Below are 25,630 nucleotides of genomic sequence, written 5' to 3'. Positions count from 1 at the left end.
AGGCCGCTCCCGTCAGGGTAGCGGCCTTTTTTATTTCAGCACCCCGAGCTGACGCAGATGGGCAAAGCTGGCGTCCGTTGCGCCCTGCGGATGAAACTCAAGGCTGACCCAGCCGGCATAGTTGAGGTTATCCAGCAGGGTGAACAGCCGCTCAAAATCGACCTCACCGCTACCGGGCTGATGACGGCCAGGAACGTCCGCAATCTGGATATGCGCGATACGGTCAATGAAGGTGGGCAGCACGCGGTACGGGTCTTCACCGGCGCGCAGCGAATGCCAGAGGTCATATTGCACTGCCAGATTATCACTGCCGATCTGGTCAAACAGCCGTACCGCCTGCTCCACGCCAGAGATCACCGCGCCGGGCACATCACCGTGATTAATCGGCTCCAGCACCAGTTGAATGTCATGTGCCTTGAGTGCGCTGGCCGCCAGAGCAAAGTTTTCGCGCAGGGTGGGCAGAGGATCGCCCTGACCCGCTGCCGGTCCCGACGGGCAGTTAATGCGCGGCGGTTTCAGCTGCTGACCATAGCTTACCGCCTGGTCGATAGCGCGGCGGAACTCCTCACGCCGCGCCGGTTGGGCCGCGAACCCACGGTCGCCGGCATCCCAGTCACCCAGCGGCATGTTAAACAGCACCAGCTGCTGCTGGTTGCGATCCAATGCCTGCTGAATATCGGCGCTTTCCAGGCCATAGGGAAAGAAAAATTCGACCGCCTCAAATCCCGCCTCAGCGGCGCGATCGAAGCGTTCATAAAATGGATATTCGGTGTAAAGCATGGTCAGATTAGCGGCAAAACGAAGCATAGTCTCTCCTGATAAGGTGTCGCCCGACAGCCTGACCGCCAGGCGAGTGCGGTTAGCTGATTTGGGTGCTGCCGGCCGGCAGCGGCGCGGCCGGCGGCGCAAAACGGATGAACAGCGTGCCGATCACGTAGAGCGCGGCGCACAGGGTAAAGAAGCTCAGCACGCCGCCATAGCCGCCGGTGAGCTGCAGGATCAAACCGGCGAGGATCGGCACCAGAATGCCGCCCACGCTGCCCGCCATATTCATAAAGCCGCCGACCAGACCAGCGCGCGCCGGATGGGCGATCAGCGCCGGAATGCTCCAGTAGATGCTGCCGCCGCCGGTCAGGAAGAAGGAGGCCACCGACAGCATCGCCACCGCGGTAATCGGGTTAGCGATATCTGGCAGCGCAAAGAAGATCAGCAGCGTAACGCCGCCCGACAGCGCAATCAGGCTCTTCACCACCGTGCCGTGCTGAAAGCCGCGCTTCACCAGCGCATCGACGGCGAACCCGGCCCCGAGTGAACCTGCGGCACCCAGCATAAAAATCACAAAGGTGGCATTGCCAATCGATCGCAAATCAAAACCGCGTGCCTGGGCCAGGTAGCTGGGTCCCCAGGTCATCAGGCCAAAGTAGATCATCGCCCAGGTGGCCCGGCCAAACATCAGACCGCACAGCGATCGCCAGTCAACGCCCGGACCGGCGGGCGGCGGCGCATCCGGTTCCGCACCCTCGTCACGGCCCTGTCTTATCTGCGCCAGTTCGGCGGCGTTAACCCGGGGGTCCTCTTCCGGACGATCGCGCAGCTTGTACCACGCCAGCAGCGCCAGCGACATGCTGAACAGGCCGGCGACGATAAACGCCAGCCGCCACGAATCGAGCATGTCGATCAGATAGGCGATAATCAATCCGCCAAATGCCACCCCCAGCGGGCTGCCGCAATCCATGATGGCTGCGCCGCGACCGCGTTCCGATTTAGGCATCCAGCTGGCGTTCATTTTGCCGCCAGAGGGCGAAATCGGCGTTTCGGCGACGCCCAGCGCAATGCGGGCGAAAATCAGCGACAGTCCGCCCGTCGCCAGCGCCAGTGCAATCTGGCTAAGGCCCCAGAGTATGCTGGAGAAGGTCAGTACCTTACGCGGACCAAAGCGGTCCAGTGCCCAGCCGCCCGGCACCTGCAACAGCGCGTATGACCAGAAAAAACTACTGAGAATCAGTCCCTGCATGGCAGGCGACAGATGAAACTCATCCTTGATAAACGGAATGCCGATGGAAAGCGTGATGCGATCCATCAGATTGACCGCCAGCAGGACAAACAGTACGGCGAATATGCGCCAGCGAACCCGGGTGGGTTGGGCCGCGGTATCGGAATCAGGGTGTAACGCTTGCATAACTTTCTCCTGCTTGTCAGTGGCGATGCCGGACGCATTCCGGATACTGAACATATGTTCATTAACATATCTTATGTATAGCCATTAAAGCGGATTCTCAGAGAAAAGATTTGCGACAGCTCACACTTCAGTAAATGCAGTAAAAAAGGGCTTTATCAGGACAATAATTTGAATAATAGCGGCATATCATTCATAACCGTGACTAACTATTTATGCAGAAAATCCCGGCTCACTCTCTGAAACGTGAAGCAAGGCGCATTTTTTCCGTCAGCAATACGCTTTTCTTGATGAACAAAAGTTTCAATTAATAACTTATGAATAAATCAGGAGGCAGGATGAAACAGACCGCGCTGGTACCCTCAGCTCATATTGCTGAGCTGTTCTTTCCGGATATGCAGGATGAAAGCAAAGTCGTCGATATTGCTGAACGCCTCAGTCAGCAGCCATTTTACCGTTTCATTGAAACCGGCATGGTGATGCAAGCGGCGCAGGCCCGGCGACTGCGGGATATCAGTGAAACGCAGCAGGTGAAGCTGACACAGTGGATGACCTTTGTGCTGAATCAGCAGGGGCTGAACCTCAGCAGCCCTGACCGGATACAGCGTAAGCGCAGCATGAAACGGGCCTGCGAACTGGTACATCGCGCTGCCGACTGTGGCGCAACCCGGATTGCCTTCGTCAGCGGCAGCGATCCCGGTGCGGCACAGCGTGAAGCGGCAAAAAGCGCACTCGGCGAGACGCTGGAACAGATCGGTGAGGTGATGAGTCAGTACCCGCAGATGATCATGCAGCTGGAGCCGCTGGACCGCTTCGCCCACAAATGCCAGCTCATTGGCCCCACTGACGAAACCCTGCGCTGGATGAAGCAGCTACGCCGGACCTGCCCACGGCTCTATCTCGCCTGGGATAGCGCACATGTGGCATTGAATCAGGAAGATCCGATCGTGGCTCTGCGTCAGTCCGGATCGCTGGTCTCACAACTGCATTTATCCAATGCCATACTCGATCCGAACGATCCGGGTTACGGCGATCACCATATGCGTTTTGGCGCGCCCGGCTTCCTGACGCCCGCCGTGGCGGCGAATATCGTGGCTGCAGCCCGGCAACTACCGGACGATCCGTTATTAGAGGAGCGCAGCATTGCCGTAGAGATGCGCACCACCGATCAGGACGATCGCTGGCAGACCGAGCAGGCATGCCGGGATTTTCTACAACAGGCATTGGCCGGGGCAGCGATGACCGCATGACACAGCGGGTACGCCGCGTGCGTACCCGCTAAGGTTCGGTCCGTTAGTGGTCTGCTGCCAGCTGATAGCCCAGCATTTTTTCCAGCGCCAGCCGCGACCGGATTAACACTTCAAGGCTGATGGCTGGATCAACCGGCTGGTCAGCCCGCTGCGGCCAGCTGTCGGGCTGGCGATGCATCCGCAAGGGGATCTCCAGGCTGGCCGGGATAGCATTTTCCGCCAGCGCCTGCAGCAGCGGCGCATAATTCAGTTCACCTTCTCCAATCGGCGGGAAATGATATTCTCCGTTTTGCCGCATCACATCTTTAATGTGGCAATGTCGGGCGCCAGGCAGCATCGTCAGCGCCTCGGCGATAGGATCCTGCTGCGGACAGAGCGACACCATGTTGCCGGGATCGAGATTAAATGCCACAGCCGGATGGCTCACCGCCTCCAGCAACGCGAAGCCATCCTCCGCCACCGCAAAGGCGTCATAATCCGGATCGCCCCCGTTCTCGATACACAAAATGCAGCCTGCCTCTTCGGCAATTGGTGCCATGCGCCGCAGGTTATCCGTTAACGCCGCACGGTTATCGCGTCGCGCGGTGCAGGCGTTAAGATAGCGGGCACCGATCTGCTGAGCAAAGGCCACCCGCAGACGGAATTGCGCTACAGCATCCGGGGCAGCCAGATTAATGGTGCAACCAAGCGCATGCATTTTCAGGCCATATTGCTGTTTAAGATCGTTGATGCGTGCGGCATTCTCCCGGCCAAACAGGGCCGGATCGAGCTGGCCCACATAACCCTGATTGTAGGCCAGCTCAATATAATCGAAACCCGCGTCGCGTACGGTACGGAAGGCGACTTCCGGCGGATGCCCGTCGAACATGGCGCTGTTCACGCCCAGCTTCATTTTTTCCATCATCCTCTCCTTAGGCGCTTCCACTGATGGCAGCGCTGGTGATCCTCTGCTAAACAAAAGTTCACTCTGATTACTTGTGTTCAACGTTATAGAAACAAACAGAGCGGATTGAAGTGATGACGGTCACAAAATTTCGCACTGTGCTCAGGCGTTAGCGACGTTGTGGTTGGGATCACAGCCAAAAATGTGAGCTGTTTCAGCGGGAATTTAGCAAAGAAATCAGTGTAAATGCTGCTTGAACAGATGAATCGACGACGGTCTTTTGATCATGGCGTTGTGGTTTTTCGTGATGTGCCGGCCGCGCTTATTCGCTAGATTTCGGGATGCAGGCTGCGTTCACTGGGCAGGCTGGTCAGCCGCAGGGCGCGGGGACCGATATTAGGCTTACTCATTTCCACTTCGCGTAAGACGATCCACTGATGGTCATTATCCATCTGCCACAGATGCAGGCGCTGGGTCGCCGGTGAAAGCGCACAGGACCAGACCAGCGTCGGTTCAGCATCGCACACCACCTGAATATCCGGATAGAGCGATGAGCGCAGACGGCCTGCGCCTGGCAGCAGACGCAGTGAATCCAGGCCCTGCTCGCGCTGACCCGTCAGCTTGAGAATGCTCTGCCGCAGCGTCCAGATTTGTGTCACCGCTTCGACAAAATCCTGCTGGGCATTAATCCAGGCGATCTCGCCGGAGGTTAATCCCTGCATCAGCTGCTCCTGAGTCTGGCGGCTGCGCGCCCGCACAATTTCCATATCCAGCCCGGCGCGTCCGCCCTCTTCAGCCAGCAGTACGCCGACCATATTACCGGCATAGGCAATGCTAAAATCAGGCAGATCGCTGTCAGCAAAAGCGGGTCGCCCATTGATGTCGGTAATCAGGCGCGGCAGCTGTTTAATGCCATAAACCCGCAACATCAGTTGCGCCAGCAGTGTCCGTGCGGCAAGAAAACGTCCACGGCGCTTATCAGCAAACTGCTGAGCCGTGTCAACGATATCCTGGGGAATGCGCATATCTTCTGCAGAGAAGTCGGGATCGCCCGTCCAGCGTACAAAATGACCAGCCATCTGTCGCTCCGTGAAAATGGTCAGATAATCATCATCTGCATTGTAAGAATTTTCTTAGCTTAATGCACCCGGCAACACACAGAATGAACCAAATTCGGAATAGGACGAGCCATCAGAGAGGTTTTGCGGCGCTGAGTTTTCAATCGCGCCACAAGAAGCGTCGCGACGGGCATCGCGACGCTGAGCGCATCAGGCGAAACGGCACGCCTGCTCAAAACTGAGGCGCGGCAGACGCGGGTGCAGTTTTGTTGCTTCACCATAGCCGAGGTTAATCAGCAGGTTAACCTGATACTGGCCGTCAGCAAAGAATGCCTCATTCACCTTCGCCGGATCAAAACCGGACATCGGGCCGGCATCCAGCCCCAGCGAGCGGGCCGCCAGAATCAGATAACCCGCCTGCAGGCTGCTGTTACGGAAAGCGGTCTCTTTCGCCGCTTCCGGGCTGCCGGTAAACCAGCTGCGGGCGTCAGCATGCGGGAACAGCGCGGGCAATTGTTCATAAAACTCGCGATCCCAGGCGACAATCACCGTTACCGGCGCGCTCATGGTTTTTCGAGGTTGCCGGAAGAGAGCGCCGGTTTCAGCTTCTCTTTGCCTTCTGCCGAGGTCACGAAAACGAAACGGGCGGGCGAGCAGTTAGCCGAGGTCGGGCCCAGCGCCGTTAAGGCATACAGTTTTTCCAGCAGGGTATTATCGACCGGTTTTGCCTGCCAGTAACTGTGGGTGCGGGCGTCGGTGAACAGCGTGTTCAGTGCGGCAGTATCGAGCGGTGTACTCATGCAACTCTCCTGTTTCAGGCGAAAAATGTCGCCCAAGGGTATCCACGAATAGGGGTTCGCGTCCGGCACAACGCGGCAATGGCGACGGGTGGCAGCATTAATCCGAGAGGATAAATCACAGCCTGCCGCAGCCACTTATCAGACCGGCGCTGTGACCGTTATACGGCAATGCCGTGCCGCCGCAAAATAACATATCAGCAAGAATCACCGCAGGCAGGAGGCAAAAGGATGGCGGTGGCGTGATTAGCGAGAGGAAGAATCAGGCCCGACGGCGGGAGGCCGTCGGGCCGGCAAATCAGCGGTTATTTACCGATACAGAAGCTGGAAAAGATGCGACCCAGCAGATCGTCAGAGGTGAACTCGCCGGTAATCTCGCTTAGCGCCTGCTGAGCGAGGCGAAGCTCTTCTGCCAGTAACTCTCCGGCCCAGGCCCCCAGCAGCTGCGCTTTGCCCTGAAGCAGGTGAGTCGCCGCTAACTCCAGCGCCTGCAGATGACGGCGGCGCGCCAGGAAGCCGCTTTCCATATTGCCGGCGAAACCCATGCTCTGCTTGAGATGGTCACGCAGTTCATCAACGCCGGCGCTGGTCCGGGCCGACAGCCGAATCAGTGAGTGACCATTTACTTCAGTCAGCCCGAGTGGTTCGCCAGTGACATCCGCTTTATTCCGTACCACGGTAATCGGCAGTTCAGGCGGCAGACGGGAGACAAAATCGGGCCAGATGGCGGCGGCTTCGGTGGCGTCGGTGGTGGTGCCATCGACCATAAACAGCACGCGATCGGCCTGCTCGATCTCCTGCCAGGCGCGCTCAATGCCGATACGCTCCACTTCGTCGCTGGCCTCACGCAAACCGGCGGTATCGATGATATGCAGCGGCATGCCATCAATATGAATATGTTCACGCAGGACGTCGCGCGTGGTACCGGCAATGTCGGTGACGATTGCCGCATCCCGGCCCGCCAGCGCATTCAGCAGGCTCGATTTGCCCGCGTTAGGCCGGCCCGCGATCACCACTTTCATCCCTTCACGCAGCAGGCTGCCCTGACGCGCCTCAGCCCGTACGCCATCCAGATCGGCCATCACCGCATTCAGCTGCGCTTCGATTTTGCCGTCAGAGAGGAAATCGATCTCCTCATCCGGGAAATCGATAGCGGCTTCAACGTAGATTCGCAGGTGAGTCAGTGCTTCCACCAGTTGATTGACGCGGGTAGAGAAGACGCCCTGCAGCGAATTGACCGCCGAACGGGCCGCCTGCTCTGAACTGGCATCAATCAGATCGGCTATCGCCTCGGCCTGCGCCAGATCGAGCTTATCGTTGAGAAAGGCGCGCTCAGAAAACTCACCAGGCTGGGCGATACGTACGCCGGGCAGCGCCACGATGCGCTTCAATAACAGATCGAGGATCACCGGACCGCCGTGGCCCTGCAGCTCCAGCACATCTTCACCGGTAAACGAGTTTGGCCCCGGAAACCACAGCGCAATACCCTGATCCAGCACGCTGCCGTCGGCATCGGTGAACGGCAAATAGTCGGCATAGCGTGGCTTAGGCAGTTTGCCCAGCAGCAGCTGCGCCACCTCGGCGGCACGTGCGCCAGAGACGCGCAAAATGCCGACGCCGCCGCGTCCGGGCGGCGTGGCCTGGGCAACAATAGTATCGCTGTGGCTCATAAATTCTCTCTCGCTACAAAAAACAAAGGCGGTCGCTTTGACCGCCTGAGGATAGACCGTTTAGGGCGGGATCGCTCCCGCTTTACATCGCTTAGGCTTTCTTCTTGTCGCGGCTATGCAGACCGCGTTTTTCCAGGCCGCGATAAATCAGCTGCTGCTGGAGAATGGTGACCAGGTTGCTGACGATGTAGTACAGCACCAGACCTGACGGGAACCACAGGAAGAACACGGTGAAAATCACCGGCATGTAGGTCATGATCTTCTGCTGCATCGGATCGGTCACGGTGGTCGGTGACATCTTCTGAATGAAGAACATGGTGATGCCCATCAGAATCGGCAGGATGTAGTACGGGTCCTGCGCGGACAGGTCATGGATCCACAGCACAAACGGCGCGTGACGCAGTTCTACCGAACCTGACAGCATGTAATAGAGCGCCAGGAAGATAGGCATCTGAATCACCAGCGGCAGACAGCCACCCAGCGGATTCACCTTCTCTGCTTTATACAGCGCCATCATTTCCTGGCTCTGCTTCTGCTTGTCATCACCCAGACGTTCACGCATCGCCTGAATCTTCGGCTGCAACATGCGCATCTTGGCCATCGAGGTGTACTGCGCTTTGGTCAGCGGGTACATGATGCCACGCACGATGAAGGTGATCACGATAATGGAGAAGCCCCAGTTACCGATGAAGCTGTGGATAAATTTCAGCAGCTTGAACAGCGGCTGAGAGATAAACCACAACCAGCCGTAATCCACGGTCAGATCAAGGTGCGGCGCAATCGCTGCCATCTTGTCCTGAATTTCCGGACCGACCCACAGGGTTGCACCGAGGTTCTGCTGCGCGCCCGCGGCAATGGTCACCGGTGCAGATTTATAGCCAATCGCCGCCACGCCATTACCCAGGTTGCTGGTGTAAAGGGTGTTGGTGCCTTCGGTACGCGGAACCCATGCCGTTGCGAAGTACTGCTGCAGCATCGCCACCCAGCCGTTGCTGGTGGTGGTGCTCAGGTTCTCGTTATCGGCGATGGTGTCGAATTTATACTTCTCATATTTCGACTCGCTGGTGGAGTACGCCGCACCACGGAAGGTATGCAACGCAAAGTTGTTGCTGCCGGTATCACGGTGCTTCGGCAGATCAATGGTCTGCTTCAGCTGGCCAAACAGCGACACTTCCAGCGGCTGCTGGGTGGTGTTGTTGACGTGATAGTCGACGTTAACTGCATATTCGCCACGCTTAAACACGAAGGTTTTGGTGTAAACCACGCCGTTTTCAGCGGTATAAGTCATCGGCACACGCAGCTCGGACTGGCCTTCAGCCATCTCGAAGTGATCCTGCGTGGTGGTGAACAGCGGACGCGCGCCGTTGTTCGGGTTGTCCGGGCCATTACGACCGGTCAGCCCACTCTGTGCCTGATAGAGGAACGATGGCGTCGTTTCAAGCAGCTGAAACGGCTGGTCGGAACCCAGTTTGTCCGGGAAAGTCAGCAGTTGCGCTTGTTCAACATCACCGCCGCGGGTGTTGATATTTAATGACAGGACATCAGTCTTAACGGTGATCGTCTGGCCCTGACCGCTGGCCGGTACACCCTGACTGGCGGCATCACCCGCTACGCTGTTTGTGTTTTGTGTGGTCTGCGTCTGCTGTGGCTGCGGAGCGTGGTCCGTCTGCCAGGCTTGCCAGATCATAAAAGACACGAACAGAAAAGCGATGAGAAAGAGATTGCGTTGCGAATCCATCGTTAATGTTCTCTGGTATCAAAGGTTTTTGGCGGCACAGGATCGTCACCACCCGGGTTCAAAGGGTGGCATTTTAATACGCGTTTTAACGTCAACCAACTGCCTTTTATCACGCCGAACCTGCGTAATGCCTCAATTCCGTATTGAGAGCAGGTCGGATGAAACCGACAGTGTGGTCCCAGTAATGGACTGATGCCGCGTTGATAGACGCGTATCAGGACGATCAGGAGCCGCGCGCCAGGCGACAGTGACGACGCCATAATTTCTCCAACGCTTCCGCCAGCATACGGTTATCCAGATCGGCAACCCCCTTCTTCGCGACCACCACGAAGTCCATCGACGGCAGTTCATGTTGACGCAGACGAAAGCTTTCGCGGGTCAATCGCTTGATCCGGTTGCGTTCGTGGGCGCGTTTCACATGTTTTTTTGCGACGGTGAGACCGATGCGGGGATGCCCCAGCGCGTTAAGGCGGCCGAGAATAGTAATTTGCGGCGTGCCAGCCCGTTGTGGCTGCTGGAAGACGAAAGTGAAATGAGTGGGAGTTAACAAGCGTAACTCCCTGGGAAATGCGAGCTTACCCATCAGGGTTAGCTTTATTACTTAGAAACGGTCAGACGAGAACGGCCTTTAGCACGACGACGTGCCAGAACCTGACGACCATTTTTTGTAGCCATACGAGCACGGAAACCGTGTGAACGGTTGCGCTTCAGTACGGACGGTTGAAAAGTGCGTTTCATGGCGGTTTCTACCTAAACTTGAAAATTTTCACTGGGTGACGCGTTTCGGGCCAATAAATCGACCGACGCCTCAATGTGTCTTTAATAAAGAGGCGGGATTGTAATAATTGTACAGTCCCGAGTCAATTTACTTCGCGTGCAGCAGTACCTGAAAACACGGATACAGCCCGCTGAGTCCGGGCATTGGGCTTAACGCGACAACGCCGGGTGACGAATTATACGGGCTCCCGGTCAAAGCGCAAGGATCGCACCGGATCTTATTGCGATCAAATTGGCGGATCGTGGGGATAAAACGAGAAGTCGCCCGAAAATCTGACGCATTCAGCCAGATTCCTGCTGGTTTTTCCTGCAACTGGCGTAAACTTCTCTGCGCGCCTTTCGCCTGTGGATAAAAAGGATCAAAACTGTGTAGAAAGGGAAGATCTCTGTCTCGCTTTGCGCTATGATCCGCCCTTCCGCTGACGATCCTCCGGTGATTGCAGGACGGAAAACCGCTGATAGCGGTCGCAGGCGCTTTCTTACGTCTGTGTCAAAAATGAACGTTTCTTAGAGTAACGCCTACTATTCTTATCGAATTTGTACGAGTGGAGTCCGCCGTGTCACTTACGCTTTGGCAACAGTGTCTTGCCCGTTTGCAGGATGAGCTTCCTGCCACCGAATTCAGCATGTGGATTCGTCCACTACAGGCTGAGTTAAACGACAATACGCTTGCCTTGTATGCTCCAAATCGCTTCGTACTCGACTGGGTTCGGGACAAATACCTCAACAGCATTAACGCATTACTGAATGAATTCTGCGGGCCAAATGTGCCGTTATTGCGTTTTGAAGTGGGGACACGCCCGGTTCAGCAAACGGCCGCCGTCAGCCAGCCGGTGATGGCCAGCGTCAGCGCGCCTGCTATCCCGGTACAGAGTCACATCCGTCCGGCCCCGACGCAGATCATGCGTCCAAGCTGGGATAACGTCCCGGCGCCCGCTGATGTGACTTATCGCTCGAACGTGAATAACCGCCATAACTTCGATAACTTCGTTGAAGGTAAATCTAACCAGCTGGCGCGCGCGGCGGCACGTCAGGTGGCTGATAATCCAGGTGGCGCGTATAACCCGCTGTTCCTTTATGGCGGCACCGGTCTGGGGAAAACGCACCTGCTGCACGCGGTGGGTAACGGCATTATTGCGCGTAAACCCAATGCCAAAGTGGTTTACATGCACTCCGAGCGCTTCGTTCAGGACATGGTGAAGGCGCTGCAGAACAACGCGATCGAAGAGTTTAAGCGCTACTACCGTTCGGTCGATGCGCTGCTGATCGATGATATTCAGTTTTTCGCCAATAAAGAGCGCTCGCAGGAAGAGTTCTTCCACACCTTCAATGCCTTATTAGAAGGCAATCAGCAGATCATCCTGACCTCGGATCGTTATCCAAAAGAGATCAACGGGGTGGAAGATCGTCTGAAGTCACGTTTTGGCTGGGGTTTAACGGTGGCGATCGAGCCGCCTGAACTGGAAACGCGCGTGGCGATCCTGATGAAGAAAGCGGACGAGAATGACATTCGTCTGCCTGGCGAAGTGGCCTTCTTTATTGCCAAGCGGTTACGCTCCAACGTCCGTGAACTGGAAGGCGCACTGAATCGCGTGATCGCCAACGCCAATTTTACCGGTCGGGCAATCACCATCGACTTCGTGCGCGAAGCGCTGCGCGATCTGCTGGCGCTGCAGGAAAAGCTGGTCACCATTGATAATATTCAGAAGACCGTGGCTGAGTACTACAAAATTAAGGTCGCGGATCTGCTGTCCAAGCGCCGCTCGCGTTCCGTGGCGCGTCCGCGCCAGATGGCGATGGCGATGGCGAAGGAACTGACCAACCACAGCTTGCCAGAAATTGGCGATGCCTTTGGCGGTCGCGACCACACGACGGTGCTTCATGCCTGCCGCAAGATTGAGCAGCTGCGTGAAGAGAGCCACGATATTAAAGAAGATTTCTCTAATCTCATCAGAACATTATCTTCCTGACGCTATGAAATTTATTGTTGAACGTGAGCAGTTACTGAAACCGCTGCAACAGGTAAGCGGCCCGCTAGGCGGTCGCCCGACGCTGCCGATCCTTGGAAACCTGCTGTTGCAGGTGACGGAAGGAACGCTGTTGCTGACCGGTACCGATTTAGAAATGGAGATGGTGGCACGGGTGGCTCTGACGCAGGCGCATGAGCCTGGCGCGACCACTGTGCCGGCACGGAAATTCCTCGATATCTGTCGCGGATTGCCGGAAGGCGCGGAGATCACCCTTTCACTGGAAGGCGATCGCATGTTAGTGCGTTCAGGCCGCAGCCGTTTCTCGCTGTCGACCCTGCCTGCCAGTGATTTCCCGAATCTTGACGACTGGCAGAGTGAAGTTGAATTTACCCTGCCGCAGGCAACGCTGAAACGGCTGATCGAAGCGACCCAGTTTTCCATGGCGCATCAGGATGTTCGCTACTACCTCAACGGGATGATGTTTGAAACCGAAGGGGAAGAGCTGCGCACCGTCGCCACCGACGGTCACCGTCTGGCGGTCTGCTCGATGCCGATCGGCCAGGCGCTGCCAAGTCATTCGGTGATTGTGCCGCGTAAAGGGGTGATTGAACTGCTACGTCTGCTGGATGGCGGCGATAACCCGCTGCAGGTGCAGATTGGCGGCAGCAATATCCGTGCGCACGTCGGTGACTTTATCTTCACTTCGAAGCTGGTTGATGGTCGTTTTCCCGATTATCGCCGCGTATTGCCGAAGAATCCCGATAAAGCGCTGGAAGCGGGCTGTGATCTGTTGAAGCAGGCCTTTGCCCGCGCAGCGATCCTGTCAAATGAAAAATTCCGCGGCGTTCGCCTCTATATCACCGAAAATCAGCTGAAAATCACCGCCAATAACCCTGAACAGGAAGAAGCGGAAGAGATGCTGGACGTCAGCTACAACGGCACCGAACTGGAGATTGGCTTCAACGTCAGTTACGTGCTGGATGTGCTGAACGCACTGAAGTGCGAAAACGTTCGTCTGCTGCTGACCGACTCGGTATCGAGCGTGCAGATTGAGGATGTGGCGAGTCCGGCGGCGGCCTATGTCGTCATGCCCATGCGCTTGTAGAATATATCGGCCTGGCTTACTTGCCATTCTGATTCCGGGCAGTGCTCGCCCCTGGTCACATACTTCAGTATGCTCCCAGGGCCTGTGCGCTTCTTGTAGAATATATCGGCCTGGTTTACTTGCTACGTTGTGCCCCGGCAGTGCTCGCCATCCTCACGTACTTCAGTACGCTCCGGTGGCTGTGCGCTGGCGGGGCGCAACGTAGCTGCGACGCCGACGGCCTGGTGACTGAGGTATCGGGCAAACCTGCTTTGCCGTTGACGCCCTGGATCGCCAGGCCCAAAACTTTATTGCCCTTCACGCTGGATTGATTCATGGCTTTAACCCGCCTCCTTATCAAAGATTTTCGTAATATTGAGCAGGCTGACCTGGCGTTAGCACCCGGCTTTAATTTCCTGGTCGGCGCCAATGGCAGCGGTAAAACCAGCGTATTAGAGGCGATTTACACCCTGGGCCACGGTCGGGCGTTTCGCAGCCTGCAGGCGGGCCGCGTGATTCGTCATGATGAGGCAGCGTTTGTGCTGCATGGCCGGCTGGAAGGTAAAGAGCGGGAAATCTCTGTCGGACTGACCAAAAACCGCGCCGGTGATAGCAAAGTGCGCATTGATGGCAGCGATGGCCATAAAGTGGCTGAACTGGCGCAGCTGTTGCCGATGCAGTTAATCACCCCCGAAGGGTTTACTTTGCTCAACGGTGGCCCCAAATACCGTAGAGCCTATGTCGACTGGGGCTGTTTCCATAACACCCCTGGTTTTTTCAACGCCTGGAGCAATCTGCGCCGCCTGTTAAAACAGCGCAACGCCGCACTGCGCTAGGTGTCACGCTACAGCCAGATTCGTCCCTGGGATCAGGAACTGGTGCCGCTGGCTGAACAGATCAGCCTGTGGCGCGCCGGGTACAGTGCGGCGATTTCGGCGGAGATTACCGCCACCTGCAGTCAGTTCCTGCCCGAATTTGATCTGCGCTTTTCGTTTCAGCGCGGCTGGGATAAAGAGAGCGACTACGGCGAGTTGCTGGAACGTAACTTTGAGCGCGATCGCGCCCTGACCTATACCGCCAGCGGTCCTCATAAAGCCGATTTTCGTATTCGGGCTGAAGGGACGCCGGTGGAAGATTTACTCTCACGCGGGCAGTTAAAACTGCTGATGTGTGCATTGCGTCTGGCGCAGGGCGAGTTCCTGACAAGCCAGAGCGGACGCCGCTGTGTTTACCTGATTGATGACTTCGCCTCGGAACTGGATGACAGCCGTCGACGCCTGCTGGCGGAACGGTTAAAAGCGACCCAGGCACAGGTGTTTGTCAGCGCGATTTCTGCCGAGCATGTAATCGACATGACCGACGAAAAGGGCAAGATGTTCCGCGTGGAACAGGGTAAAATAGCGGTTCAACCTGAAGATTAAAATGAGCGAGAAACGTTGATGTCGAATTCTTATGACTCCTCAAGTATCAAAGTCCTGAAGGGGCTTGATGCGGTACGCAAACGCCCGGGCATGTATATCGGCGATACCGATGACGGTACCGGTCTGCATCACATGGTATTCGAGGTCGTGGATAACGCAATCGACGAAGCGCTCGCTGGTCACTGTAGTGACATCGTGGTCACCATTCATGCGGATAACTCCGTTTCGGTGCAGGATGATGGACGCGGCATTCCAACCGGCATTCACGAAGAAGAGGGCATTTCCGCCGCTGAAGTGATCATGACCGTGCTGCATGCCGGCGGTAAGTTCGACGATAACTCCTATAAAGTCTCCGGCGGTCTGCATGGCGTCGGTGTCTCGGTGGTAAACGCCCTGTCACAGAAGCTGGAGCTGACCATTCGTCGCGAAGGCAAAGTACACCAGCAGATCTACGTCCATGGCGTGCCGCAGGCACCGTTGTCGGTGACCGGCGAGACCGATTTGACCGGTACCCGTGTGCGCTTCTGGCCAAGCCACGAAACCTTTACCAACGTGCGCGATTTTGAGTATGACATTCTGGCGAAACGCCTGCGTGAACTCTCATTCCTCAACTCAGGCGTGTCGATTCGTCTGGAAGATAAGCGTGACGGCAAGTCTGACCATTTCCATTATGAAGGCGGCATCCGGGCGTTTGTTGAGTACCTCAACAAAAACAAAACCCCGATTCACCCAACCGTGTTCTATTTCTCTACCGAGAAAGATGGCATCGGTGTGGAAGTGGCGCTGCAGTGGAACGACGGCTTCCAGGAAAACATCTACTGCTTTACCAACAACATCCCACAGCGTGATGGCGGTACCCACCTTGCTGGTTTCCGTGCTGCGATGACCCGAACCCTGAATGCCTACATGGATAAAGAGGGTTACAGCAAGAAAGCCAAAGTCAGCGCCACCGGTGATGATGCGCGTGAAGGCCTGATCGCCGTGGTTTCGGTGAAAGTACCGGATCCAAAATTCTCTTCACAGACCAAAGATAAACTGGTCTCGTCTGAAGTGAAGTCGGCGGTTGAGCAGCAGATGAACGAACTGCTGGCGGAGTATCTGCTGGAAAACCCGTCAGACGCCAAAATCGTGGTGGGCAAAATCATCGACGCCGCCCGCGCGCGTGAAGCCGCGCGTCGTGCGCGTGAAATGACCCGTCGTAAAGGCGCGCTGGACCTGGCCGGTCTGCCAGGCAAACTGGCGGATTGCCAGGAACGCGACCCGGCGCTGTCAGAAATTTACCTGGTGGAGGGTGACTCCGCTGGCGGTTCGGCTAAACAGGGCCGTAACCGTAAAAATCAGGCGATTCTGCCGCTGAAAGGTAAGATCCTCAACGTTGAGAAAGCGCGCTTCGATAAAATGCTCGCCTCGCAGGAAGTAGCCACGCTGATCACCGCGCTCGGTTGCGGTATTGGTCGCGACGAGTACAACCCGGACAAGCTGCGCTATCACAGCATCATCATCATGACCGATGCCGATGTCGATGGTTCGCACATCCGTACGCTGCTGCTGACTTTCTTCTACCGTCAGATGCCGGAAATTATTGAGCGTGGCCATGTATATATCGCTCAGCCGCCACTGTATAAAGTGAAAAAAGGCAAGCAGGAGCAGTACATCAAAGATGACGACGCGATGGATCAATACCAGATCGCTATCGCACTGGATGGTGCCACGCTGCACACCAATGCCAGCGCCCCGGCCCTGGCGGGTGAGCCGCTGGAGACGCTGGTCTCTGACTTCAACAGCACCCAGAAGATGATCAAGCGTATGGAGCGCCGTTATCCGCTGGCCCTGCTGCGCGCGCTGATTTATCACGACACGCTGAGCGATCTGAGCGATGAAGCGGAAGTGACCCGCTGGCTGAACAGTCTGGTGAGCTATCTCACCGAGCGCGAAGCGCACGGCAGCACCTACCTGGCGCAGGTGCGTGAAAACCGCGAGCTGAACCTGTTCGAACCGGTGCTGCGTGTCCGTACCCACGGTGTGGATACCGATTATCCGCTGGAAGCCGATTTCATTCAGGGTCCTGAGTACCGCAAAATCTGCGGCCTTGGCGGCAAACTGCGTGGCCTGCTGGAAGAGGATGCTTACATTGAACGTGGCGAGCGTCGTCAACCGGTGGCCAGCTTCGAGCAGGCGATTGAGTGGCTGGTTAAAGAGTCACGTCGTGGCCTCTCGGTACAGCGCTACAAAGGTCTGGGTGAGATGAACCCGGAGCAGCTGTGGGAAACCACCATGGACCCGGATAGCCGTCGTATGCTGCGCGTGACCATTAAAGATGCGATTGGCGCGGATCAGCTGTTTACTACCCTGATGGGCGATGCGGTTGAACCGCGCCGCGCCTTCATCGAAGAGAATGCGCTGAAAGCCGCCAACATCGATATTTAATCGGTTGCTGACATAACAGGCCATCACGTGAGTGATGGCCTTTTTTTGCGCCAGCCGCCTGAAAACCACGGCGATCGCACCGCGTTACCTGCAGGCTGCGATCGCGATCACTTTTTAGCCTGCGCCCCTCTCTTACTCTTGTCTCTCTTTGCGCCTGTACGGCGCACTATTCTGTTCTGACAGGGAGTTAAACCATGATTATTTGTGATCGTCGCGACTGGGCCAGAGAACGTCACGCCTTTCATCCGGTGGTTGACCGGGCGATAAGCTGGATTGCTGAGACCGATTTCAGCCAGCTTGAAACCGGTAAATATGCCATTCTGCCGGACGATAAAATGTTCTGTCTGGTGCAGGAGATGATGACCGAACCGGCCAGTGCACGTAAGGCTGAGTCCCATTTCAGCTACATCGATATTCAGTATCTGCTAGAAGGCACCGAAAATATCGGCGTAGCCCGGGCGCATCCGGATCAGGTGGTGACCGAAGATTTTGCTCAGCAGCGCGACGTGGTTTTTTATCAGCAGACGCTGAACGAATCGATGATCACCCTGACGCCCGGTATGTTTGCGCTGTTTTTCCCGCACGACCTGCATCGTCCCTGCTGCGCGCCCGCCGAACCGGCCCGCATTCGAAAAGCCGTGATTAAAATCCACCGCGATCTCTTTACCGGCTAAGCTCCGGGTGTCAGTCATTTGTCATCGCTTGCCACTAAACTGGTCAATGTGAGCTGAATCGCGCTAGCATTGAACAAAACCCAGACGCAACGAGGACCCTATGGCTATTAAATTGATCGCTATCGACATGGATGGCACCCTGCTTAATCCGCAACACGAAATCACGCCGGGCGTGAAATCCGCCCTGGATCGCGCCCGCCAGCAAGGGGTGTCGATTGTACTGACCACCGGCCGGCCGTTTGTCGGTATCCAGCGCTATCTGATGGAGCTGGATATGCAGACGCCGGGTCAGTATGCGATCAGTAATAACGGTGCGCTGGTCCATCAGGCCGAAGATGGTGAATGCGTGGCGGAAGTGACGCTGACCTTTGACGACTATCTCTACATTGAGCAGCTGGCGCGTGAGCTGGGCGTGCATTTCCAGGCATTCGACAAATCTCACCTCTATACGCCGAACAAAGACATCAGTGAATACACCATCCACGAAGCGAGCCTGACCGGGATCCCGGTGCGCTACCGCGCCGTTGATGAGATGGATCGCGCCACCCGCTTTCCAAAATTAATGATGATCGATCGCCCTGCTCTGCTGGACGCGGCGATTGCCCGCCTGCCTGAACAGGCGCGCCAGACCTACACCATCCTGAAGAGTGCGCCTTACTACCTCGAAATTCTTGATCGTCGGGTCAACAAGGGCCAGGGCGTAAAAATGCTGGCTGAGAAACTCGGGCTGAAGCAGGAAGAAGTGATGGCGATTGGCGATCAGGAAAACGATCTGGCGATGATTGAGTATGCCGGTACCGGGGTAGCGATGGGGAATGCCATTGATTCGGTTAAGAAAATCGCCCAGTTCGTGACAAAAACCAATATGGAAGATGGCGTCGCGCACGCGATTGAAGAGCTGGTGCTGTAATCGTCTGCTTTGTTACTGGCAGACTGTAACGCAATAGATTGTCTGTTTTGTGATCAGGATTGTAGTACCACCTTGATGGGTGGTACTACAATTTTTGCTCAGGCATGGGCCGGGCAAAGGAACACAGACAGTGGAAAAGCAGGACGTCAGCAAAACCGATCGGATTCTTTTAACGCTGGGCGAAGAGATCGTCTCCGGCCAGTTTGCGGCGGGGCAGTCATTGCCCGCCGAGGCGGACCTGTGCGAACGGTTTGCCACCTCCCGTAATATCATCCGCGAAGTCTATCGCTCGCTGACCGCGAAACGCCTGATTGAAATTAAGCGTTACCGCGGTGCCTTTGTCACCCCGCATCAGCACTGGAACTTCCTCGACAGCGACGTGCTGCAATGGTCGTTAAAGCACAATCACGACCCGAAGCTCATTGCCGCGATGAATGATGTGCGGGTGCTGGTCGAACCCCAGCTGGCGCGCTGGTCAGCCGAACGCGCCACCTCACAGGATTTAGCCGCTATCGAGCAGGCGCTCAACGATATGATCGCCTGGCGCGACGATCGTGATGCCTTTAACGAGGCCGATATGCGCTACCACGAGGCGCTGCTGGCCTCCGTGCACAATCCCATTCTGCAACAGCTCAGCATCGCGCTGGTTCAGCTTCAGAAAGCGGTTTTTGCCCGCACCTACCGCGCCGATCGCGACAACATGCCGCAAACTCTGCGTGAACATCAGAACCTGTTCAATGCCATTCGTCATCAGGATGCTGACGCTGCAGAAGCGGCGGCACGCGCCATGATCGCCAGTTCAACCCAACGCCTGAAGGAGATCGTGTGAATCACTATATCGCGCTCGACTGGGGCTCAACCAACCTGCGCGCCTGGTATTATCGCGACGGTGAGTGTCTGGAGAGCCGCCAATCTGAATCAGGCGTGACGCGCTTAAATGGCCGCAGCCACCAGCAGGTATTTGACGATATCACTCAGCACTGGCCAGTGAACGACGTGCCGGTGGTGATGGCGGGCATGGTAGGCAGTAACGCCGGCTGGCTGCCCGCGCCTTATCTTTCCTGCCCACAGGCGCTGGACACCCTCGCGGCGCAGCTGACCGTGGCCGGTGAAAACCGCTGGATCGTGCCGGGATTAAGCGTCAGCCGCCGCGATAATCACAACGTGATGCGTGGTGAAGAGACCCAGCTGCTGGGAGCACAAACCCTGGCACCGGCGGAACTGATCGTGATGCCCGGCACCCATTCCAAATGGGTGCAATGTGAAGGGCGTTACGTCACCGATTTCCGCACTCTGATGACCGGCGAACTGCATCATCTGCTGCTGAACCACGCTCTGATCGGCGCCGGTTTACCGCCACAGCAGCCGGATGCGGCAGCCTTTCAGCGCGGGCTGGAAACCGGCATCAACGATCCGTCCCTGCTGGCGCGACTGTTTGAAGTCCGGGCGCAGCATCTGCTCGGCACGCTGTCGCCCGGGTCGGTCAGCGAATTTCTCTCGGGTTTACTGATTGGTCATGAAGTCGCCAGCCAGTGGTCCCTGTCAGGGCTGAGCGGTCCGGTGACGCTGATTGCCAGTGAGTCGCTGGCCCGGCGCTATCAGGCGGCTTTTGCGCTGCTGGATATCCCGCTGCAATGGCTGGAGGGCGACCGCGCCTTCCAGCATGGAATAAGGAGAATTATCGATGACCTTACCCTTTAACCTGCCGCTGATCGCCATTCTGCGCGGCATCAGACCGGACGAAGCGGAGGCACACATCAGCGCTCTGATTGAGTCGGGTTTTGACGCGATTGAAGTGCCGCTCAACTCACCCGACTGGCAGCAGACCCTGCCGCAGATGGTACGTCAGTTTGGCGATCGGGCGATGATCGGTGCCGGAACGGTGCTGAATGTCGCCCAGGTCAATGCCGTCGCGGCAGCGGGCGGGCGTCTGATTGTGACGCCGAATACCGATGCAGAGGTGATCGCCGGGGCGGTCAGACGGCAGATCTGGACGGCGATCGGCTGTGCCACCGCCAGTGAAGCCTTCACCGCGCTTAACGCCGGTGCGCAGGCGCTGAAAATTTTTCCGGCCTCGGTTTTTGGTCCGGCCTATATCAAGGCGATCAACGCCGTGTTGCCGCCGGAAGTCCCGCTGTTCGCCGTCGGCGGAGTAACGCCCGAAAACCTGGCGGACTATCTGGCGGTCGGCTGCGTCGGTGCCGGACTGGGCAGCGATTTGTACCGTGCCGGTCAGCCGCTGTCGCGTACCGTAGAAAAAGCCCAGGCTTTTGTTGCTGCTTATAAGGACGCCGTACGATGAAAATTACCAGACTCACCACTTATCGCCTGCCGCCGCGCTGGATGTTCCTGAAGATTGAAACCGATGAGGGCGTATGCGGCTGGGGCGAGCCAGTGATTGAAGGCCGGGCGCGCAGCGTCGAAGCGGCGGTACAGGAACTGGGTGATTATCTGATCGGCCAGGACCCGGCGCGCATTAACGACTTGTGGCAGGTGATGTACCGGGGCGGTTTCTATCGCGGCGGCCCAATACTGATGAGCGCCATCGCCGGTATCGATCAGGCGTTATGGGATATCAAAGGCAAAACGCTGGGCGTGCCGGTCTGGCAACTGCTCGGCGGGCAGGTACGTGATCGGATGAAGGCCTACAGCTGGGTGGGCGGCGATCGCCCTGCCGAGGTGATTGCCGGTATTGAAACGCTGCGCGCCATCGGCATCGACACCTTCAAGCTCAACGGCTGCGCCGAGATGAGCCTGATCGATAACAGCCGGGCGGTGGATGAGGCGGTTAATACCGTGGCGCAAATCCGCGAGGTGTTCGGTAACCAGATAGAGTTTGGTCTCGATTTTCATGGCCGGGTCAGTGCGCCGATGGCGAAAATATTGATCAAAGAGCTGGAGCCTTATCGTCCGCTGTTTATTGAAGAGCCGGTGCTGGCCGAGCAGGCGGAATACTATTCGCGTCTTGCCGCGCAAACCCACCTTCCGATTGCCGCTGGCGAACGCATGTACTCCCGCTTCGAGTTTAAGCGGGTGCTGGCAGCGGGCGGACTGGCCATCGTGCAGCCCGATCTTTCCCATGCTGGCGGCATCACGGAATGCGTAAAAATTGCGGCGATGGCGGAAGCGTACGACGTCGGGCTGGCGCCCCACTGCCCGCTCGGTCCGCTGGCGCTGGCCGCCTGTCTGCAGGTTGATTTTGTCTCGCATAACGCGGTATTTCAGGAGCAGAGCATGGGTATTCACTATAATCAGGGCGCAGAACTGCTTGATTACGTAGTGAATAAAGCGGATTTCGCCATGCACACGGGCAGCTTCGCCCCACTGATGAAGCCGGGTCTCGGAGTCGAGATCGATGAAGCGCTGGTGATCGAACGCAGCCGCGACGCCCCTGACTGGCGCAACCCGTTGTGGCGGCACGCCGATGGCGCCGTTGCCGAATGGTAATCTTCGCCGCTTTACCGTAGCAGTCACCCGCTTCACCCCATAATAAGAAACACTCGCCAGGTCCCGCGTGATGCGGGATCCGGGTCCGCTATACCCTACGTGAGGATCTCCCGATGAGTGAACATCTGCATCTGAGTACCGTGAAAAAATGAACCGGCGCATCATGCCATTCATCATGCTGCTCTACCTGATTGCCTATATCGACCGTGCCAATATTTCCGTCGCCGCACTCCAGATGAATGCCGATCTGGCGATGACCGCCGAGATGTACGGCATCGCCGCCGGTATTTTTTACGTCACCTACATCATTTTCGAAGTGCCGAGTAACGTGCTGCTGACGCGGGTAGGCGCGCGGCGCTGGATCGCCCGTATCATGGTGAGCTGGGGCATCATCGCTGCTGGCATGAGCCTGGTCCAGACGCCCACCCAGCTTTATGTGATGCGCTTTTTGCTCGGGGCGGCAGAAGCGGGTTTTACGCCCGGCATTATCTTCTATCTCTCCTGCTGGTATCCGCGCAGCGATCGCGCACGCGCCATGTCGCTGTTCTATATCGGTGCGGCGCTGGCATCGGTGATTGGCCTGCCGCTCTCCGGTAGCCTGCTGAACATGCACGGGATGTTAGGCGTGGAGGGCTGGCGCTGGCTGTTCCTGCTGGAAGGCATCCCCGCTTTCTTCCTCGGGATTGTGACCTGGTTTTATCTCGACGATTCACCGGCCAAAGCCCGCTGGCTCTCCGGCGAGCAGCGTAGCTGGCTGCAACAGACCATTGAACGTGACGAGAAACATTCTGCGATTCACCACCATAACTGGCGGGTGGCGCTGAAAAGTGGCCGCGTCTGGGCGCTCAGCCTGCTGTGGCTGTTGCAGGCGTTTGGCACCATCGGCGTCACGCTGTTCCTGCCGCTGATCGTCAAGGGCGTGGCGGAGGAGCGCAGTAACCTGATGGTCAGCCTGCTGTCGGCAGTACCGTTCCTGTTTGCCTGTCTGTTTATGTATTTTAACGGCCGTCATTCCGACAAAACCGGCGAACGCGCGCGCCATCTGGGATTACCGCTGATTGCCGCGGGCCTGCTGTTGCTGGGCGCGATGGCGGTCTCGCAGCAGTGGCTGGCCTATGGCCTGCTGGTACTGATGGTGGGCCTTAACTGGGCAATTACCCCGGTCTTCTGGGCGGTCACCACCGAGACCATCTCCGGCGTTGCCGGGGCCGCCTCTATCGCCCTGATCAATGCCGTGGCGAACATCGCCGGCCTCGGTTTTCCGCCGATCATGGGCCGCATTAAAGATGCCACCCACAGTTACCATGATGGTTTGCTGATTGTGGCGGGCGCGCTGGTACTGGGTGGCCTGCTGGGCCTGCTGCTGGGACGAAAAAAAACCGTCGAGGGTGAAGAACGGGTAATCAGCGAGGCGAAATCGAAGCTGCATCTTTAGCCCGTTTGGCGTAGCGTGTGGGGCAACATTTTTATCAGGTTGCCCCCATGCGCGAAAAACAGATCACCTTTGCTGCCCGCCAGCATCAGCTTACCAATATCAATGTCTGGACCGCCGACAGCCAGTGGCTGGCGTTTGATCTCCGGCCCTCCGGCGCGTCTTTTACCAGCCAGACCATTGAGCGGGTCAATGTCATGACCGGTGAGGTGGAGGTGCTCTATCAGGCGCAGCACGGTGCGCATGTCGGGGTGGTCACCATCAGCCCCGATCTGCCGCCGCGCTATGTCTGCATCCACGGGCCGGAACATCCCGATGCGACCTGGCAATATGACTTTCACCATCGACGTGGCGTCATCGTTCAGAACGGCGAGGCGGTGAATCTGGATGCCTGCGACATCACGCCACCTTTTACGCCCGGCGCGCTGCGCGGCGGAACGCACGTCCATGTCTTCAGTCCCGATGGATCTCGCCTCAGCTTTACCTACAACGATCATGTGATGCATGAATGGGATAGCCGTCAGGATTTGCGTAACGTCGGCATCGCTGTGCCGCTGGGCGCGGTCAGGCCGGTGAAGCAGCATCCTCGAGAATATGACGGCAGCTATTTTTGCCTGCTGGTCAGCTCTACCCATCCGCAGCCCCTCCCCGGCAGCGACCAGATTAATCGTGCTTATGAAGAGTGCTGGGTTGGCGATCGCGGTTATCAGAAACCCGACGGCAGCTGGCAGCGCTGGGCCATCGCCTTTATTGGTGACACGCTGAACGCGCAGGGAGAAAAGCGGCCTGAGGTGTTTATTGTCGATCTGCCGGAGGCGCTGGAGGATTACGCCCGGGCGGGCGACGCGCCGCTGGAGGGCAGTGAGCGGCAGCTTCCTGCACCGCCGGCTGGCGTACAGCAGCGTCGCCTGACGGTCAGCAACGGGCTGGCGTTGCAACCGCGCCACTGGCTGCGCGCCGGGCCGGACGGCAGCCAGATCGCTTTTCTGATGGCGGACCGGCAGCAGGTGATCCAGCTGTGGAGCGTGTCGCCTAACGGCGGCGAACTGCGCCAGATCACCCGGCTGAGCCACAGCATTCAGTCGGCATTTAGCTGGCACCCCAGCGGTGAGGCGATCGCTTTTGTCTGCGATAACAGCGTGATGCGATGTGAGATCGCCGATGGACAGTGCCAGCGGCTGACCGACAGAACGGAAGCAGCTCCCTCGGGTGACGCCGTGGTCTGGTCACCCGATGGACGTCAGATTGCTTATATGCGAGAGGTGAACGGCTGGCGGCAGCTGTTTACGGTTGCAGCGACGGCGGCTGCATAGTCGGCAGCGGCTGGGCCTGCGCCAGATGCTCCTGGGTATGCGCCAGCTTCTCGCTTTTTAATACCCGTTCACGCGGAGAATCGATCGATCTGTCACTGTCGTTGCGATAGTAGTCCCACGGCAGCAGCAAGGTATCGAGCACAGCGGAGAAAGGCAGATCGATCAGCGCCAGCGGTTTCAGTGCCCAGCTGGTGTCGTCATCCACCAGCAGGTCGGCGCTGGCGCGCGTGCCAGGGTAGTAGCCCTGACTGGCACCGGTATGTGACATGACGCTGGAGCAGCCGCTTGCCGCAACGGCGCAGCAGACCACACCCGCCAGCGGTAACGTTTTCATCAGATTCATTATTATCATCCTTCAGCCCCGGCAGAAGCCTGACTGAGTTGGCTTGCCAGACAACGTCATCGCTCTGGGGCACTGTCCGTTCTGGTCCGGCAAAGGTAGTCCTGAGTGTATGTCATTTCCTCAATTAGGCGAAAAAAATTGCATTTCCCCTCTTGAAAGCTGACGCCCGGCACCCATTTTTAGATTACGGACGCACTCACCGTTGCCGCAAGGGACAGTGAGGTGCCGTATACAACCTGTCCCATAGTGGAAGGTTGCCA

22 protein-coding genes and 2 pseudogenes are annotated in these 25,630 nt (G+C 57.4%); 13 read left to right on the top strand and 11 right to left on the bottom strand.

Features of this window, described 5'->3' with window-relative positions; all coding sequences use genetic code 11:
- Nucleotides 1–30: 30 nt before the first annotated feature.
- Both HA41_RS05110 and HA41_RS05105 read right to left on the bottom strand, forming a co-directional pair.
- Entirely contained in the window at nucleotides 31–807 is a 777-nt protein-coding gene (locus tag HA41_RS05110; RefSeq protein ID WP_094119863.1) for a hydroxypyruvate isomerase family protein, read from the bottom strand.
- Between the two features lie 52 nt (nucleotides 808–859).
- Nucleotides 860–2,179, bottom strand: coding sequence for an MFS transporter (locus tag HA41_RS05105; RefSeq protein WP_143807256.1), 1,320 nt, complete (start codon nucleotides 2,177–2,179; stop codon nucleotides 860–862).
- A 335-nt stretch (nucleotides 2,180–2,514) separates the two neighbouring features.
- On the opposite strand from HA41_RS05105, the gene HA41_RS05100 reads away from it, so the two are divergent.
- Nucleotides 2,515–3,426, top strand: a complete 912-nt coding sequence (locus tag HA41_RS05100; protein ID WP_158086614.1) for a sugar phosphate isomerase/epimerase family protein — start codon at nucleotides 2,515–2,517, stop codon at nucleotides 3,424–3,426.
- A 43-nt stretch (nucleotides 3,427–3,469) separates the two neighbouring features.
- Here HA41_RS05100 and HA41_RS05095 read toward each other — a convergent pair whose 3' ends face one another.
- From HA41_RS05095 to rpmH, 8 genes and pseudogenes are all read right to left on the bottom strand, one after another.
- Nucleotides 3,470–4,330 carry a sugar phosphate isomerase/epimerase family protein gene (locus HA41_RS05095; protein WP_094119860.1) on the bottom strand — a complete coding sequence of 287 codons (861 nt, stop codon included), beginning with the start codon at nucleotides 4,328–4,330 and terminating at the stop codon, nucleotides 3,470–3,472.
- Between the two features lie 308 nt (nucleotides 4,331–4,638).
- A complete protein-coding gene (locus HA41_RS05090; protein WP_094119859.1) occupies nucleotides 4,639–5,388 on the bottom strand; it encodes a 4'-phosphopantetheinyl transferase family protein in 750 nt (249 codons plus the stop codon).
- Between the two features lie 189 nt (nucleotides 5,389–5,577).
- Nucleotides 5,578–6,167 (bottom strand): annotated as a pseudogene (locus tag HA41_RS05085) (malonic semialdehyde reductase).
- Nucleotides 6,168–6,469: 302 nt separating this feature from the next.
- Nucleotides 6,470–7,834 (bottom strand): tRNA uridine-5-carboxymethylaminomethyl(34) synthesis GTPase MnmE, encoded by a 1,365-nt coding sequence (mnmE, locus tag HA41_RS05080; RefSeq protein ID WP_094119858.1) that lies wholly within the window; start codon nucleotides 7,832–7,834, stop codon nucleotides 6,470–6,472.
- Between the two features lie 91 nt (nucleotides 7,835–7,925).
- Nucleotides 7,926–9,572, bottom strand: coding sequence for a membrane protein insertase YidC (yidC, locus tag HA41_RS05075; protein ID WP_094119857.1), 1,647 nt, complete (start codon nucleotides 9,570–9,572; stop codon nucleotides 7,926–7,928).
- 2 nt (nucleotides 9,573–9,574) lie between these two features.
- On the bottom strand, nucleotides 9,575–9,832 hold the full coding sequence (yidD, locus tag HA41_RS05070; RefSeq protein ID WP_072051038.1) for a membrane protein insertion efficiency factor YidD: 258 nt from the start codon (nucleotides 9,830–9,832) through the stop codon (nucleotides 9,575–9,577).
- On the bottom strand, nucleotides 9,796–10,155 hold the full coding sequence (gene rnpA, locus HA41_RS05065) for a ribonuclease P protein component (RefSeq protein ID WP_008926396.1): 360 nt from the start codon (nucleotides 10,153–10,155) through the stop codon (nucleotides 9,796–9,798). The genes yidD and rnpA overlap by 37 nt, the downstream gene beginning before the upstream one ends.
- A gap of 14 nt (nucleotides 10,156–10,169) precedes the next feature.
- Entirely contained in the window at nucleotides 10,170–10,310 is a 141-nt protein-coding gene (gene rpmH / locus HA41_RS05060) for a 50S ribosomal protein L34 (protein WP_003849659.1), read from the bottom strand.
- 596 nt (nucleotides 10,311–10,906) lie between these two features.
- Here rpmH and dnaA point away from each other — a divergent pair.
- From dnaA to HA41_RS04990, 12 genes and pseudogenes are all read left to right on the top strand, one after another.
- Complete coding sequence (dnaA, locus tag HA41_RS05050; protein WP_031375181.1) at nucleotides 10,907–12,319, top strand: chromosomal replication initiator protein DnaA; 1,413 nt, start codon at nucleotides 10,907–10,909, stop codon at nucleotides 12,317–12,319.
- A 4-nt stretch (nucleotides 12,320–12,323) separates the two neighbouring features.
- On the top strand, nucleotides 12,324–13,424 hold the full coding sequence (gene dnaN, locus HA41_RS05045) for a DNA polymerase III subunit beta (RefSeq protein ID WP_094119855.1): 1,101 nt from the start codon (nucleotides 12,324–12,326) through the stop codon (nucleotides 13,422–13,424).
- Nucleotides 13,425–13,738: 314 nt separating this feature from the next.
- Nucleotides 13,739–14,824: pseudogene (gene recF, locus HA41_RS05035) on the top strand (DNA replication/repair protein RecF).
- Nucleotides 14,825–14,842: 18 nt separating this feature from the next.
- On the top strand, nucleotides 14,843–17,251 hold the full coding sequence (gene gyrB, locus HA41_RS05030) for a DNA topoisomerase (ATP-hydrolyzing) subunit B (RefSeq protein WP_094119854.1): 2,409 nt from the start codon (nucleotides 14,843–14,845) through the stop codon (nucleotides 17,249–17,251).
- A gap of 194 nt (nucleotides 17,252–17,445) precedes the next feature.
- A complete protein-coding gene (locus tag HA41_RS05025; protein WP_094119853.1) occupies nucleotides 17,446–17,925 on the top strand; it encodes a NanQ anomerase/TabA/YiaL family protein in 480 nt (159 codons plus the stop codon).
- Nucleotides 17,926–18,025: 100 nt separating this feature from the next.
- Nucleotides 18,026–18,835, top strand: a complete 810-nt coding sequence (yidA, locus tag HA41_RS05020; protein WP_094119852.1) for a sugar-phosphatase — start codon at nucleotides 18,026–18,028, stop codon at nucleotides 18,833–18,835.
- Nucleotides 18,836–18,965: 130 nt separating this feature from the next.
- Nucleotides 18,966–19,664, top strand: coding sequence for a FadR/GntR family transcriptional regulator (locus tag HA41_RS05015; protein WP_094119851.1), 699 nt, complete (start codon nucleotides 18,966–18,968; stop codon nucleotides 19,662–19,664).
- Nucleotides 19,661–20,536 (top strand): 2-dehydro-3-deoxygalactonokinase, encoded by an 876-nt coding sequence (locus HA41_RS05010; protein ID WP_094119850.1) that lies wholly within the window; start codon nucleotides 19,661–19,663, stop codon nucleotides 20,534–20,536. Before HA41_RS05015 ends, HA41_RS05010 begins: the two co-directional genes overlap by 4 nt.
- The gene (locus HA41_RS05005; protein ID WP_094119849.1) at nucleotides 20,520–21,137 is read left to right on the top strand and encodes a 2-dehydro-3-deoxy-6-phosphogalactonate aldolase; all 618 of its coding nucleotides are present in this window, start codon (nucleotides 20,520–20,522) and stop codon (nucleotides 21,135–21,137) included. The genes HA41_RS05010 and HA41_RS05005 overlap by 17 nt, the downstream gene beginning before the upstream one ends.
- Nucleotides 21,134–22,282 (top strand): galactonate dehydratase, encoded by a 1,149-nt coding sequence (gene dgoD, locus HA41_RS05000; protein WP_094119848.1) that lies wholly within the window; start codon nucleotides 21,134–21,136, stop codon nucleotides 22,280–22,282. Before HA41_RS05005 ends, dgoD begins: the two co-directional genes overlap by 4 nt.
- A gap of 163 nt (nucleotides 22,283–22,445) precedes the next feature.
- The gene (locus HA41_RS04995) at nucleotides 22,446–23,717 is read left to right on the top strand and encodes an MFS transporter (protein ID WP_244175091.1); all 1,272 of its coding nucleotides are present in this window, start codon (nucleotides 22,446–22,448) and stop codon (nucleotides 23,715–23,717) included.
- Between the two features lie 47 nt (nucleotides 23,718–23,764).
- Nucleotides 23,765–25,027: a YidR family protein gene (locus tag HA41_RS04990; RefSeq protein WP_094119846.1), complete on the top strand. Its 1,263-nt coding sequence runs from the start codon at nucleotides 23,765–23,767 to the stop codon at nucleotides 25,025–25,027.
- Here the strand turns inward: HA41_RS04990 and HA41_RS04985 are convergent.
- The gene (locus HA41_RS04985; protein WP_094119845.1) at nucleotides 24,999–25,370 is read right to left on the bottom strand and encodes a YceK/YidQ family lipoprotein; all 372 of its coding nucleotides are present in this window, start codon (nucleotides 25,368–25,370) and stop codon (nucleotides 24,999–25,001) included. The two genes, HA41_RS04990 and HA41_RS04985, sit on opposite strands and share 29 nt — an antisense overlap.
- Nucleotides 25,371–25,630 lie beyond the last annotated feature (260 nt).

Origin of the sequence: Pantoea conspicua (assembly GCF_002095315.1) — a bacterium.
In the GTDB taxonomy this organism is placed as follows: domain Bacteria; phylum Pseudomonadota; class Gammaproteobacteria; order Enterobacterales; family Enterobacteriaceae; genus Pantoea; species Pantoea conspicua.
The sequence above is the reverse complement of the archived record's forward strand: the minus strand, read 5'-3'. Positions and strand labels throughout refer to the sequence as shown.